Origin of the sequence: Mycobacterium aquaticum (assembly GCF_002086485.1) — a bacterium.
GTDB lineage: Bacteria > Actinomycetota > Actinomycetes > Mycobacteriales > Mycobacteriaceae > Mycobacterium > Mycobacterium aquaticum.
The window spans coordinates 40,251-53,857 of the sequence record NZ_MVHF01000011.1; the positions used below are offsets into that span (position 1 = coordinate 40,251).

12 protein-coding genes are annotated in these 13,607 nt (G+C 68.6%); 6 read left to right on the forward strand and 6 right to left on the reverse strand.

All coding sequences use genetic code 11. The features are described 5' to 3' along the window. The first annotated feature begins 36 nt into the window (after positions 1-36). Positions 37-1,374: an alpha/beta hydrolase gene (locus BST13_RS13535; protein WP_245839605.1), complete on the forward strand. Its 1,338-nt coding sequence runs from the start codon at positions 37-39 to the stop codon at positions 1,372-1,374. Positions 1,375-1,384: 10 nt separating this feature from the next. Here BST13_RS13535 and BST13_RS13540 read toward each other — a convergent pair whose 3' ends face one another. Together BST13_RS13540 and BST13_RS13545 are read right to left on the reverse strand one after the other, a co-directional pair. Beyond that, a complete protein-coding gene (locus tag BST13_RS13540) occupies positions 1,385-2,497 on the reverse strand; it encodes a hypothetical protein (protein ID WP_083164548.1) in 1,113 nt (370 codons plus the stop codon). After that, positions 2,494-3,822, reverse strand: coding sequence for a hypothetical protein (locus BST13_RS13545; protein ID WP_083164652.1), 1,329 nt, complete (start codon positions 3,820-3,822; stop codon positions 2,494-2,496). Before BST13_RS13545 ends, BST13_RS13540 begins: the two co-directional genes overlap by 4 nt. 69 nt (positions 3,823-3,891) lie before the next feature. On the opposite strand from BST13_RS13545, the gene BST13_RS13550 reads away from it, so the two are divergent. Next, positions 3,892-4,344, forward strand: coding sequence for a hypothetical protein (locus tag BST13_RS13550; protein ID WP_083164549.1), 453 nt, complete (start codon positions 3,892-3,894; stop codon positions 4,342-4,344). 5 nt (positions 4,345-4,349) lie between these two features. Here BST13_RS13550 and BST13_RS13555 read toward each other — a convergent pair whose 3' ends face one another. The 3 genes from BST13_RS13555 to BST13_RS13565 form a co-directional block, all read right to left on the reverse strand. After that, the gene (locus tag BST13_RS13555; protein ID WP_083164550.1) at positions 4,350-5,570 is read right to left on the reverse strand and encodes a CHAT domain-containing protein; all 1,221 of its coding nucleotides are present in this window, start codon (positions 5,568-5,570) and stop codon (positions 4,350-4,352) included. Further along, entirely contained in the window at positions 5,552-7,285 is a 1,734-nt protein-coding gene (locus BST13_RS13560) for a hypothetical protein (RefSeq protein WP_083164551.1), read from the reverse strand. The genes BST13_RS13555 and BST13_RS13560 overlap by 19 nt, the downstream gene beginning before the upstream one ends. A 79-nt stretch (positions 7,286-7,364) precedes the next feature. After that, on the reverse strand, positions 7,365-7,832 hold the full coding sequence (locus BST13_RS13565; protein ID WP_211296088.1) for a lipoprotein LpqH: 468 nt from the start codon (positions 7,830-7,832) through the stop codon (positions 7,365-7,367). A gap of 104 nt (positions 7,833-7,936) precedes the next feature. Here BST13_RS13565 and BST13_RS13570 point away from each other — a divergent pair, with 104 nt between their 5' ends. The 3 genes from BST13_RS13570 to BST13_RS13580 are packed head-to-tail and all read left to right on the forward strand — an operon-like array spanning position 7,937 to position 9,948. Next, positions 7,937-8,215: a hypothetical protein gene (locus tag BST13_RS13570; protein WP_083164553.1), complete on the forward strand. Its 279-nt coding sequence runs from the start codon at positions 7,937-7,939 to the stop codon at positions 8,213-8,215. A gap of 3 nt (positions 8,216-8,218) precedes the next feature. Further along, a complete protein-coding gene (locus BST13_RS13575) occupies positions 8,219-9,382 on the forward strand; it encodes a winged helix DNA-binding domain-containing protein (protein ID WP_083164554.1) in 1,164 nt (387 codons plus the stop codon). Continuing rightward, complete coding sequence (locus tag BST13_RS13580) at positions 9,382-9,948, forward strand: hypothetical protein (RefSeq protein WP_083164555.1); 567 nt, start codon at positions 9,382-9,384, stop codon at positions 9,946-9,948. Before BST13_RS13575 ends, BST13_RS13580 begins: the two co-directional genes overlap by 1 nt. 3 nt (positions 9,949-9,951) lie before the next feature. Here BST13_RS13580 and uvrA read toward each other — a convergent pair whose 3' ends face one another. Beyond that, positions 9,952-12,849 carry an excinuclease ABC subunit UvrA gene (gene uvrA / locus BST13_RS13585; protein ID WP_083164556.1) on the reverse strand — a complete coding sequence of 966 codons (2,898 nt, stop codon included), beginning with the start codon at positions 12,847-12,849 and terminating at the stop codon, positions 9,952-9,954. Positions 12,850-12,886: 37 nt separating this feature from the next. On the opposite strand from uvrA, the gene BST13_RS13590 reads away from it, so the two are divergent. Beyond that, positions 12,887-13,606, forward strand: coding sequence for an MBL fold metallo-hydrolase (locus BST13_RS13590; protein ID WP_083164557.1), 720 nt, complete (start codon positions 12,887-12,889; stop codon positions 13,604-13,606). Position 13,607: the final 1 nt, after the last annotated feature.

The window sequence follows — 13,607 nt, forward strand, 5'->3', positions numbered from 1 at the left end:
GATTGGCTGGTGACCTTCACCCACCATCTGTCGTTGATGCACGGCTGGGTCCCGGTAACAGTGCAGGTCGTGACCGCAATCGTGCTGATCGCGGCGCTCGGATTGCGCAACCGGCGGTGGTGGTCGATCTGGCTGCCGGTGGCCGCAGGTGTCGGCGGCGTGTTGACCCTCGGCACGTACTGGTACATCCGGAGCGAAGGTATTTCCGATCGGAGCAACCCCGCGCCCAGGTCGTTGTGGGTGTGGGTGGCGATCACCGGCGCGGCGGTGGTGGTCCTGCTGGCCGGGTGGCGCGGCAGCCGCTGGTGGCGGCGCGGCGTGTCGACGCTTGCGGTCCCGATGAGCTTGCTGTGCGCGGCGCTGGCGCTGAACCTGTGGGTCGGATATTTCCCGTGGGTGCAGACGGCGTGGAACCAGATGACGGCGGGTCCGCTGCCCGACCAGACAGACCAGGTGACTGTCGCGGCGATGCAGCGGGAAGGGACCGTTCCCCTGCGCGGCACGGTGGTGCCGGTGGACATCGGCAATGCCGCCTCGGGCTTCAAGCACCGCGGCGAATACGTCTACCTGCCGCCTGCCTGGTACATGAGCAACCCGGCGCCGAAGCTGCCGACCGTCATGATGATCGGCGGCGAGTTCAACACCCCGGCCGACTGGATGCGAGCCGGCAACGTGGTGAACACGTTGGACGAATTCGCCCGCGCCCACCGGGGCTATGCGCCGGTGCTGGTGTTCGTCGACCCGGGCGGCGCCTTCAACAACGACACCGAATGCGTGAACGGGCCGCGCGGCAATTCCGCCGATCACCTCACCAAGGACGTCATCCCCTACATGAACGCCCACTACGGTGTCAGCCCGCTGGCCGCCAACTGGGGTGTGGTGGGCTGGTCGATGGGCGGTACGTGTGCCGTCGACGTGTCGGTGATGCATCCCGAACTGTTCAGCGCGTTCGTCGACATCGCCGGTGACATCGGGCCCAACTCGGGCAACAAGGCGCAGACCATCGACCGGCTGTTCGGCGGAAACAAGGCGGCATGGGACGCGTTCGATCCCGCCACGGTCATCACCCGGCACGGCCAATACCGGGGTCTGGCCGGCTGGTTCGACGTGAACAACGCGCCGTCGAACACCAGGGTGGCCAAGGTCAGCGACCAGGCCAAGGCCGCCGACGCGCTGTGCGCGTTGGGCTCGGCGCACGGGATCCCCTGCGCCGTCGTCAGTCAGCCCGGGACACACGACTGGCCGTTCGCCTCCAACGCATTCGCCGCATCGCTGCCGTGGCTGGCCGGGGCCATCGGCACGCCGCAGGTCCCCGTCGTCGGGCTGCCGTCGCAGCCGCGCTCGGCCACCTACATTCAGGCCGCCGCCCGGTGACTCCGGCGGGTCAGTAGTCGGATTCGGCGGCGAGCACCTCGGCGAGGTACGCCTCGGAGGACACCGCGGCGAGCCGCGAATCAGACACCGCGGCGAGCCGGTTGCGGGCGAAGGCGCGCACCCGATCCCGAACATGTTGCGGCTCACCGGCACCGGTGGCACCGATGGCCACCTCGGCTGCCGACCAGTCCAGGTTCCATGCCCGCGACTCCGGCAACTCGCCACCGTCCGCGCCGTGCATCCTCAGCGCCGCATGCCCGTCGGCGTCGAGCACCCCGGTGCCGCGGTAGTCTTCGCAGCGCACCGCCGCGGCAATACCGGCAGGATGGTCGGGACCGCACAAAGCCACCTGCACAAGGCAATTCACCGATGACCCGGCCGGCACGACAGTCCAGTCGACGGTCTGCTCGGCAGCGTCGAAAATGCCCGGCGGCACCGCCGTCCAGCTCACCGTCGAAACTCCCCGTGCGATCGCCGTGGCGCTCCGCGACCCGTCTGCAGCCCCGGCAGCCAGCGCGTAGTCCGATCGATGCCGGGCCGGCTCGGCACCATCCCAGCCCACGCCGATGTCCTCGGCCAGCTCCCGGCACCGGTCCACCAGCGCGACCACGCGGGGGTCTCCTTGGGTGGAGAGCAAGTTCAGCGCAGACGCGTGCGGAGCCAGCAATGCATCGACGTCGGAATCCAAGGTGTCGTCGGTGAAGAAGTCCTCGGCTGCCACGGTCGACACTGCGAGCTCGGCGTCGAGTACCGCCCGGTCGAGAGCCGCGATCCCGTCGCGGTCGCTGGCCGGCCACCACCGGCGCAGCCAATGCCCGAAGGCCAACCGCCGCAGCGTATCCGTCGAGCCGGGCAACACCGCAACCCCGGGCAGGTCGACCCCGCGCGCCGGACCGTCAGCGGCGTCGCGCAGCGCCTCGACGACCGCGACATGGCCCTCTTCACCGACGACGCGCCAAAGCCAGTCGGCCCGAAGGTGATCGGTGAAGGTGATGACGGGCGGGTCGGACGCATCGACCACCCATGACAGCACAGCTCCACTGACTTCGAGCACCGCCACCAGCGGAGCCGGTTCGGTCAGTCGGCCGCTGCTCCACAAACCGGATTCGATGTCCAGCTTCATCCGGCCACCTGCACTTCCAACATCGCCTTGATCCGCTGGCGATGGTCCAGGCTGACCGACCGGGCCACACCTTCCAGGAGGGCACGCACATCATCGACGTCCTCACAGGATTCCTGCCAGACGTCCCGGCCGTGCAGGCGCGCCCACAGCCGACTCAGGTACGGGCGGGCGAAGGCCGCCAGATCGTCGACAACCTGTTGCTGTCGAGGATGAATCGGCTCGGCGCCGGCCAGATAGCGACGCGCGTGCAGAACGTAGGCCTCCTTGGCGAGCCGGGACTGGATACGCGCCGCCAACTCGTAACGCACCGATGTCGAGGGCGAGAGCGGCTGCAGTTCGGTGGCCACCTCGATCCCGGTCACCAGCACCGCCTGCTTGTCTTCTGCGAGCAGACCCCATGGCGCGCAGGCCCGGTCGACCTCTTCGGCGCACAGCAACGGGACGTCGGGCAGCTCGTCGCGGTCCAGGGCGCGTCGGAGCGTCGCCCGTACGCGGTCGGCGACAGTACGGTCCAGCGGGCGATCACCGCCGGCCACTCCATCGACCGTTGGAAGCCGTTGCGGAGCAACAGAACTCAAACCCACCTCGACGATGGACCAGGGCAGCATCCCGTCCTGGGCATGTGCTGCGGCGCCGAGGTTGTACGGGGTGGCGTCGGCGATCAGGGCCGCCCACACCCGCTGCCTGGCCGCCGTCGCGCGATGGCTCTCCGCGGGACCGAGCACGGTCGCCAGCCCCGCGAAGAACGGTCCGGTCATGGCGCCGGTCGGATGCACGTCGCGCCAACTGTGCTCGAGTTGCCGGGTCAACCGGGCGATCACCTGCGGATCGTCGAGATGCGCGTTGAGCGTTTCGATTCCGGTGCGGTCGCGGCCCTGATGGATGTCGCGGAGCACGCTCGCCGCGGTCTGCTGGTGCTCGGCGCCGGGGGTACCGCGCGTGACCGCCAGCTCGAAACAGACCGGGAAGTACAGCTCCTGGGCGTTTCCCGAGGTGATGCGCTGGCGCCGCCGTTCGCCTTTGAGCATCACGAACCAGGCCGCCGCGGCCCGTAGTTGCGGCGCGTGGGCGGCGATGGTGTCGTGCATCTCGGCGGCCACCGCGGGTTCCAGCACCGGTGCCGAGAACTGGGTGTTGCTGCGCAACCGCAGCACGAGTGGGTCGATGATCCGTTTGACGGTCCGGCGCAACGGGCCGCCGTCATCGCCACTGAGCACCTCGACGCCCGGGCCGATGCAGCGCCAGGCCCGGTCGATCACCGCGCGACGTGGCTGCGCCGAACCGACCGCGGTCCGTGCCGTCGCCGCGTCCGACCCGATGCTCACCAGCACCAGGATAGGGCCGGCAGGAGAACTTGGGTTCGGTAGCTGCCCGACGGCCGGACGCTTGTCGGCATGACCGATGCACTGACGCTCACCGTGTTCTGCCTGATCTGCGGCGCCGCAGGCGTCGTGCTCGCCACCGCGCACCGGGCCCGGCGGGCCTGCTCGGGGGACGATGAAGCCACTGAACGCCTGATGACCATCGAAGAGCTGGTTGCCGCCTTCGACGAGATGTTTCTGCGCAAGGGCCTGATGACCTGCGGCCAGTTGGCCTTGATCCGCACCGGCACACACGCGGTCGGCGTGGTGACGGGCATGCGTGCAACGGGGACTACGCGCGAGGACTTCCGGGAGGTCGAGTTGGATCTCATGGTGAGCAGACCCGGCGGCGGCCAGTTCCCGGCTCGAGAGACCGCGCTGATCCCGGCGACGTCGCTGCCGAAGGTCGCGCCGGGCAGCGTGATCGACGCCTATTACCGACCGGGCGACGAGAGCACCATCGCGGTCTTCGTCTCCCCCGGCTGAAGTATTCACCGGGCGTCTCCGACGGTGAAGCTGGCCAACGCTGCCCAATGCAGCGGGCTGGCCGCGCGGTCGCCGTCCCGCCAGCGCCGCAACTGTGACCGCTGCCAGCCGTTCACCGCGCTCCCCGCGAGGTCTTCCCGGTGGGCCAGGTCGACCGCGGCAACTGTCTCGGCCATCGGATCGAACGCTGGATCTGTTGTGGCACTGTAGAACTGGTGATATCCAGCGGTGGTCGGCAGCGACCACAACGTGGCAGTCACCAGCTCGGCGCCGCCGAGGATCATCGCCGCCACCAATCCGGTGGCCTCGTCGAAGCGGTAATCGCCGCCTGACGCACAGGCCAGCAACGCGACCCGCGGAGGTATGACCAGGCCGGCGGACATCACGTCGGCGGCGGTCAGTGGATGTGGCTCCGCGAGATGCAGCGCGGCGCGGTCGGCGTAACCGGCGTCGCCTTCGGCCGCACTGGCATGCCCGACGTAGAGCAGCCGCGCCGGATCCTGAGCACACGCCTGCGCCAGCCAACGCCGGTCGGTGTCGGTGCGGCGGAACAACTCGGCGGGCTCGGCGACGGTCGGCAGCACCCGACGCGCCGCGACCAGATCGGCGAAATGGCGGGCCAGCGGCGTCTGCGGCGACGGCCTGCCGAGCACTGATCCCAACGCCGACCCCGGGCGCTGCCCGGGGATGCGGGGGTCGAGCAGCAGCACCGCCGGGCCATTCCGGTGATCCGCCCAGCACGTCTGCCGTCGGGGCGCGTGCACGATGTTGGGCGGCACCGCCATCAGCACGTCGACGAGTTCGATCAAGCGGAAGCCGTCGGCGCCCGGCATGACCAGCTGTCCCCACGGCACGCGGCCCAGCCGGGGACTCGGAGTGACGAACAGGTGCGGCCGCGGCGAGGCAACGCTCTCGGCGAGCAGGCGCCACCCATCGGCCCCGATCAGCTGCTCACCGAGTGCCGCCGCGAGCTCGTGCTCCGTGTCGGGTGACGCGAAAGCCCCAGTGGCCAAGGCACGTTCGATTGCGGCCCCGGCAGCCTCACCGGGACGTGGATCGGGCAGCGCCGCGTCCAGCGCATCGCACGCGGCCCGCAGCTGCGGCTCCTCGACCACCCACGTGACCGACCGTTGCGGCTCCCCCACCAGCCGCAGGCTGGCGTAGGTGGCGATGCCGACGTCGGCGAAGCGAAGTATCAGTGTCGCGGTCACGGCCACGTCTGCCATGCCTCGCCTGCGGCGGTGACGTCGCGGCCGTACCGCTGCCGGGCCAGATCTCGGTACCGACTCATGATCGGAGCGGTCTGCGGGTCCATGCGCAGCGGCGGCAGCGGGCCCAGCCGGGTCAGGCCGGGACCGCCGATGGCAGGCGCAGCGGCCGCGATCGCGAGTTCCGGCGCCAGCTCGGCCTCGACGGGCACCGCGGCGGTCGCGGTGCCGGTCCAGTCACTCGCCTGCTGCTCGAGCGGCTCAGCGGTGAAAGTTCCTCGCGCACTGTGATATTCGACGAGCTCGCAGGTCAGCTCGACGTTGTCGGATTCCCACGCCACCGCGAACGCACCGGCCAGCAGCGGGGCCGAAACACAACTGGCCCAGCGCATCCGGGCACCCGCGTCGGGAATGGTGTAGCGCACGGAGTCGACCGCAAGCGCTGCGGGCACCTTCAGATCGGCTGCGCGCTGCAGCTTTTCGACGGCCCGGGTGTATTCGGGCGAGCCCGGGGCGCAATCGACCACGGCCAAGCCTGCCGCGTGCCGGGCCTCGGCCTGGTGCCAGTTGCGGCCGGGTTGGGCAAAGCCGTCGAAACCCATCTCGGCGAGCGCGTCGGCGCGCCAGACATTGCCCAGGTGCGAGTCCAGCCGCGCGTACTGCAGCCAACTGTGCCGCGGTGCGGAATCAAGCATCTGCCGGGCCTGCGCGACCTGTTCGCGGGCCTCGTCGAAGGCTCCGCGGAAGATGGCGATCCAGCTGCGCTGCAACAGGATCCGATGAATGTGCAGCGGCTTCTCGATTTCGCGCCAATGCCGCTCGGCGTGGGACCAGCACTCGTCGGCCTCCTGCAGCGCACCGACGGCCAGCCTGATCAGGCCGAAATACAGCCAGCTGCGGGACACATCGTGAGCCCGGGCGTGTTCGGCGATCACCGGGTACGCCTCGTGCACCAGCCGCTGGGTCTCGGCGATGTCGCCGGCCGACCAGGCCGCCGCGGCCCGTTCCAATTGCGCGCGGGAGGTGGCCAGCCGCCAGCCCCGGGCCTCGGCTCTCGCGCCACCGCGGCGCAGCCACGGTTCGGCCTCGGCCAGCCGCCCGGATTCCACACAGAACCGCCCGTAACCTAGGGCGGCCGCGACAAACAGATGGTCGGACTCCTCGATGTCCCCGTCGAGGTGACCGTCCACGACGTCGAGGACCTCGGCCCACACCGGCTCGGATTTCGCGTACAGATCGTCGTCGCACAGCGCCGTCGCGAGCAGGATGCGGGCATAACAGATCAGCCGTGCGTGTTCGGCGTCGAGATCGGTGAATTCCCCCGTCGCGGCGACCAGAGCCGCCAGATGGCGCTCGGCGTCGTCGTGCTCACCGCGCGCGGCGGCCAGACCCGCGGAAAGGAATTCGGCGCGGCGGGTGTAGCGGCAGATCATGTGGTCGACCTCCGCATCTGTCATGGTGACCTTGGCGGCCTCCTCGGGCTTGGCGCCCGAGCGGATCTCCGTGTAGGTCGCCAGGCAGTCCCGGATCCGCCGGATGCCTTCCACCACACCGTCGTACGCGGTCCGCACCAGATAGATCTCGCCGAGTTGGGCGAACACCTCCAGCGCGTAATCGTCGCGGTCGGCCTGCTCGATCTGCGGCAGCAACGACAGCAGCAACTCCTTGGCGGCGCCCTCTTCGGCGGCCAGCGCCAAGTGACGCGCGCGCTCCAGATCGGCGATGATCGTCACATCCGCATCATAGGAACGCGGCGGGCGCGCCGGGTGGTTGCCTCGGCACCTGCGGACACGCCCGCCGCCGTCGAGATGGTCAGCTGCAGCTCACCGTGATGGTGAACGGCTTGGTGATCATCCCGGCCATCGGGTTCTTCAGATCGGCGCCCGACGCCTCACCGCTGATGGTGTAGGTGCTGCCGTCCACCTTGACCTCGGCAGAGCCGACCTTGACGCCCATGTTGTCGCTGACCGACAGGGCGCTGCCGTCGTACACCAATCCCACGGTCTGCACCTTGGGCGTGGCCTCGTCGGTCATCACGACACCGAGACCCTGCTGGCCGCCGACGGCCCCGCTGGCCACGGTGATCTTGCCGGCCTGCTTCACACAGGTCACCGAATTGAGGTCCAGGCCCGCCAGGTCGGATCCATCCACCTTGACCGCGGTAGTCCCCCCTGTGCTCACCTTGGCGTTGCCTGTGGCCGTGGACTTGTCGCTCGAGCAGCCCACCACCACCGCGCCGACAGCGGCCAGTCCCACGGCGCCTGCGATAACCCGGTTGATCGTCTTGGCGGTCATTGCCGTCTTCCCTTCGTTCTTCGCGTCGCCCCCGTGGCTCCGTCGTGTCTCAAAGTCTTGGCGGGCGGTGCCGCTACCGATCCCAAGAAATGTCGGTTGTCGCAGGTAACGTGGGGTGGGTGACAGACGAGCCTGCCTTGCCTTCTTCGCCCGAAGAGCCCGGATACACCGCCGAGGGGGTGCCGACGTTCGATTCGGTGCGGGAGAAGATCGAGACGCGCTACGGCACCGCGATCGGTGCCTCCGAACTGGCCGCCGAGACTCCCGAGGGGCGCGCGGTCGAGGAACAGTACGACGCCCGGCAGAAGGCCGCCGCGGAACGCCTGCAACAGATCCGGGAGTCCATGCGCGAACACGGCGATTCCTGACCGGTGCGCACCTTCACGTCGGCCGAGCGGCGGGCGCGGCTGGCCCGACGCCACTTCCTGAGCCGGCCGGGCTCGTCGGTGCCCGGTGTCACCGCCGATTTCGTCGGCCTGCACGCCACCGACCCGGCGACGCCCTACCTGTCACTGTGGGCCCGGCTGCCGGGTTTCACCGTCAGCGATCTCGACACGCAGCTGTATCAGCAGCGCACGGCGGTCAAACACCTCGCGATGCGCCGCACGCTGTGGGTTGTCCGCACCGAGGACCTGCCTGCCGTGCAGGCCGCTGCCAGCGACCGGGTGGCCGACAACGAGCGGCGCCGGTTGATCGCCGACGCCCAGAAAGCCGGCGTGGCCACCGACGGGTCACTCTGGCTGGACACCGCGTGTGATGCGGTGGTGGCCCACCTGCGCGAGCACGGACCTACGCCCGCCGCGCACCTGCGTGCCGCGCTGCCGGCACTGCACGGCAATTACGATCCTGCCCCGGGTAAGAGTTGGGGCGGGGAAACCCCTTTGGCACCAAGGGTTCTGACAGTTCTCGGGGTGCGCGGAGACATCGTCCGAGGACCCAACGAAGGCACCTGGACCACGTCGAGGCCACGGTGGGCGGCGATGTCGGACTGGCTCGGCGATGCGGGTGCCGCAGCGGAGTCCGAGCTCGCCAGGGCACAGCTGGTCCGGACCTGGCTGCGCACGTTCGGGCCTGCCACCGTCACCGACATCAAGTGGTGGTTCGGCAATACCTTGACTTGGACTCGGCACGCACTGCGCGATATCGAGGCGGTCGAGGTCGATCTGGATGGCACGGTCGGCTATGCGCTGCCCGACGATCTCGACGTCGAGCCGGAGCCCGAGCCGTGGGGCGCGCTGCTGCCCGGGCTCGACGTCACCACGATGGGCTGGTTCGACCGGGACTGGTATCTCGGCGGGCACCGCAGCCAGGTATTCGACAGCAACGGCAATGCCGGGCCCACCGCGTGGTGGAATGGCCGGGTGGTGGGCGGCTGGGGTCAGGGCGCCGACGGCCGGGTCGAGCTGCACCTGCTCGACGAGATCGGCCGGGACGGCACCAGGCAGTTGCAGCGCCGCGCCGACGCGTTGACCGAGTGGCTCGCCGGCGTGCGGATCAAGCCCCGTTTTCCGTCTCCGCTGTCGAAGGCGCGCTGATGCGCATCGCGAGCTGGGTACTGGTGGCGCTGACGGCAACCGCGGTATTGGGCCTGCTCTACGGCATGAGCTTTCCGGGTGAACCGTCCGACGCGTTCTATATCTCCGCGCTGGCCCTGGTCCCGTTGTTCGTGATCTGGTGCGTCGTCGCCATTGTCCTGCTCCGCAAGGCCGCCCGGCGGGACTGGGTGATGACACTGGCATGCCCGGTGCTGGTCGTCGGCGGCATCGCGCTGGCCTGCACAAGCGTTCCGCTGCAACTGCATTGGTGGGCGGCGCAGCCGTCGTTCGAGGCGGCCCTGACCGCATTCGAGAGCGATGAGACCTTCGGACACCGGCCCCATCACATCGCCGGCTACACCGTCGAGGACATCTCACGCCGGACGGACAACTTCATCGACTTCTCCCGCCGCGACGACATGAACGGCTCGGACGGGTTCGCCTACAGCGTCGACGGCAGCGCACCCCAGACCGTGCACCACGTCGAGAGCGACTATGTCATGGCCTCGGTGAAACGCCTTGGCCCGCACTGGTTCGCGTTCCAGAGCTACCACACCATGAACTGACCGTCAGGCGCTGACCTTGCGACGCTTGGGTTTGGCCGCGGGCACGTCGTCGAGCAGTTCGGTCAGGAACTGGCCCGTGTAGCTGTCCGGGTTGGCGGCCACGTCCTCGGGGGTGCCGGATGCCACGACGGTGCCGCCGCCGGCCCCGCCTTCGGGCCCCATGTCGACGATCCAGTCGGACGTCTTGATGACATCGAGGTTGTGCTCGATGACGATGACCGTATTGCCTTTGTCGACAAGGCCGTTGATCACCTTGAGCAGCTTGCGGATGTCCTCGAAATGCAGACCCGTGGTGGGCTCGTCGAGGATGTAGACCGTGCGCCCGGTGGACCGCTTCTGCAGCTCGGCCGCCAGCTTGACGCGCTGCGCCTCACCACCGGACAGCGTCGGCGCGGGCTGGCCCAGCCGTACGTAGCCCAGACCGACATCGACCAGCGTCTTGAGGTAGCGGTGAATCGAGGAGATCGGCTCGAAGAACTCGGTGGCCTCTTCGATGGACATGTCGAGCACCTCGGAGATGGTTTTGCCCTTGTAGTGCACCTCGAGCGTCTCCCGGTTGTACCGGGCGCCGTGGCACACCTCGCACGGCACGTACACGTCGGGCAGGAAATTCATCTCGATCTTGATGGTCCCGTCACCCGAACAGGCCTCGCAGCGGCCGCCCTTGACGTTGAACGAGAACCGGCCCGGTTGGTAACCACGGACTTTGGCCTCGGTGGTGGCCGCGAAGAGTGACCGGATCTTGTCGAACACCCCGGTGTAGGTCGCCGGGTTGGACCGCGGCGTGCGGCCGATGGGCGACTGGTCGACCCGCACCAGCTTGTCGAGCTGATCGAGCCCGTTGACCCGGGTGTGCCTGCCCGGCACCTGCCGGGCGCCGTTGAGCTTGTTGGCCAGCACCGAGGCCAGGATGTCGTTGACCAGAGTCGACTTGCCCGACCCGGACACGCCCGTCACCGAGGTCAGCACGCCCAGCGGGAACGCCACGTCGATCTCTTTGAGGTTGTTCTCCCTGGCCCCGACCACGGTGATCTGACGGCGCTTGTCGGTGGGCCGCCGCAGCGCGGGCACCTCGATGCTCTCCCTGCCGGAAAGGTAAGCACCCGTGAGTGATTCGGGGTTACGCAGCAACTCCTTGTAGGTGCCGCTGTGCACGATGCGGCCACCGTGCTCACCGGCAGCCGGCCCGATGTCGACGACCCAGTCGGCATGCGCGATGGTGTCGAGGTCGTGCTCGACGACGATGAGCGTGTTGCCGAGATCGCGCAGGCGGACCAAGGTGTCGATGAGCCTGCGGTTGTCACGCTGATGCAGCCCGATGGAGGGCTCGTCGAGGACATAAAGCACGCCGACCAGACCGGAGCCGATCTGGGTGGCCAGCCGGATGCGTTGTGCCTCACCGCCGGAGAGCGTCGCCGCCGCCCGTGACAGCGACAGGTAGTCAAGACCGACATCGAGCAGGAAGCCCAGCCGGGACTGGATCTCCTTGAGTACCTGCCCGGCGATGGCCTGCTCGCGGTGGCCGAGGGTCAGCGCGTTCAGGAAGTCGGCGCAGTCAGCGATGGAGAGTTCGGCGACCTGTGCGATGGACTTGGCACCGTAGTCCCCCGCCGCCAGGGTGACGGCGAGGATCTCCGGCTTGAGCCGGGTGCCGTTGCACTCGGGGCACGGGATGTCGCGCATGAAACCCTCGTAGCGTTCCTTCATCTGCTCCGAGTCGGTCTGCTCCATGCGCCTCTGCAGGAAGGCCATGACGCCTTCGAAGTCGGCGTAGTAGGACCGCGTGCGCCCATACCGGTTCTTGTACCGGACGTGCACCTGGTGATCCGAGCCTTCCAGAATCGCCTTGCGCGCCTTGGCCGGAAGCTTCTTCCACGGCGTGTCGATGTCGAAGCCGAGCTGGTCCCCCAGGCCTGAGAGCATGCGGGTGAAGTACTCGGCAGACTGGCCCACCGCCCACGGCGCGACGGCACCGTCGGCGAGGGTCAACTCGGGATCGGGCACCACGAGGTCGGGATCGACCTCTTTGCGGATGCCCAGGCCCGTGCACTCCGGGCAGGCACCGTACGGCGAGTTGAACGAGAACGACCGGGGTTCCAGATCGTCGACGGCCAGCGGGTGCCCGTTGGGACACGCCAGCTTCTCCGAGAACCGCTGCTCGCGGTGCGGATGGTCGTCCTCACGGTCGACGAACTCCAGCACCACGATGCCGTCGGCGAGGTTCAGCGCCGTCTCCACCGAGTCGGTGAGTCGCTGCTTGGCGCTGGCCTTGACCGTCAACCGGTCGACCACCACCTCGATGTCGTGCTTCTCCTGCTTCTTGAGCTTCGGCGGATCGGTCAGCGGATGCACCACACCGTCGACCCGCACGCGGCTGTAGCCCTGCGTGTTGAGCTTGTCGAACAGGTCGACGAACTCGCCCTTGCGGGTGCGCACCACCGGGGCGAGCACCTGGAACCGCAGCCCCTCGTCCATCGCCAGCACCTGGTCGACGATCTGCTGGGGGGTCTGCCGGGCGATGCGCTCGCCACAGACCGGGCAGTGCGGCGTGCCCGCGCGGGCGTACAGCAGACGCAGATAGTCGTAGACCTCGGTGATGGTGCCGACGGTCGACCGCGGGTTGCGGTTGGTGGACTTCTGGTCGATGGACACCGCGGGCGAGAGGCCCTCGATGAAGTCGACATCGGGCTTGTCCATCTGGCCGAGGAACTGCCGCGCGTACGCCGAAAGCGATTCGACGTAGCGACGCTGCCCCTCAGCAAAGATGGTGTCGAACGCCAGCGAGGACTTGCCCGACCCGGACAGTCCCGTGAACACGATCAGCGCATCGCGCGGCAGGTCGAGGTCCACTCCTCGCAGGTTGTGCTCGCGGGCACCCTTCACGATCAGGCGGTCAGCCACGCGCTTCCTTTCAGACGACATACTTCACGCCCATGCTATGTGCGACCACCGACAAGCCCGATACCGTGATGGGGTGACTCCTCCCAGCATCACCGTCAGCGACACCTACACCGGCCACGTCGAGCCGCACACGGCCGCCCGGCGCACCGCGGGCGGGGCGACGATCGTGAAAGCGTCGGTGGGCCCGATGGACAACAACGCCTACCTGGTGACCAGCACGAAGACCGGAGACACCCTGCTCATCGACGCCGCAAACGACGCCGAAGCGCTGCTGGACCTCATCAAGGCCAACGCCCCGAAGCTGGACCTGATCGTCACCAGCCACCAGCATTTCGACCACGTCCAGGCCCTGGCCGCAGTGGCGAAGGCCACCGGCGCCCCGACCGCCGCACATCAACTCGACGCCGATGCCCTGCCGGTGAAGCCCGACCGCATCCTGGCCGACGGGGACACCATCACGATCGGGGACCTCACCCTTGACGTGATCCACCTACGGGGACACACGCCGGGTTCGGTCGCGCTGGCCCTGAAATCGTCGGACGGCGTGACGCATCTGTTCACCGGCGACTGCCTGTTTCCCGGCGGGGTCGGCAAGACGTGGCAACCCGGCGATTTCGAAACCCTGCTGGGCGATGTGACCAGCAAGGTCTTCGACGTGTACGACGACAACACGGTCGTCTATCCCGGACACGGCGACGACACCACGCTGGGCGCCGAGCGGCCCAGCCTGTCCGAGTGGCGCGAACGCGGCTGGTAGG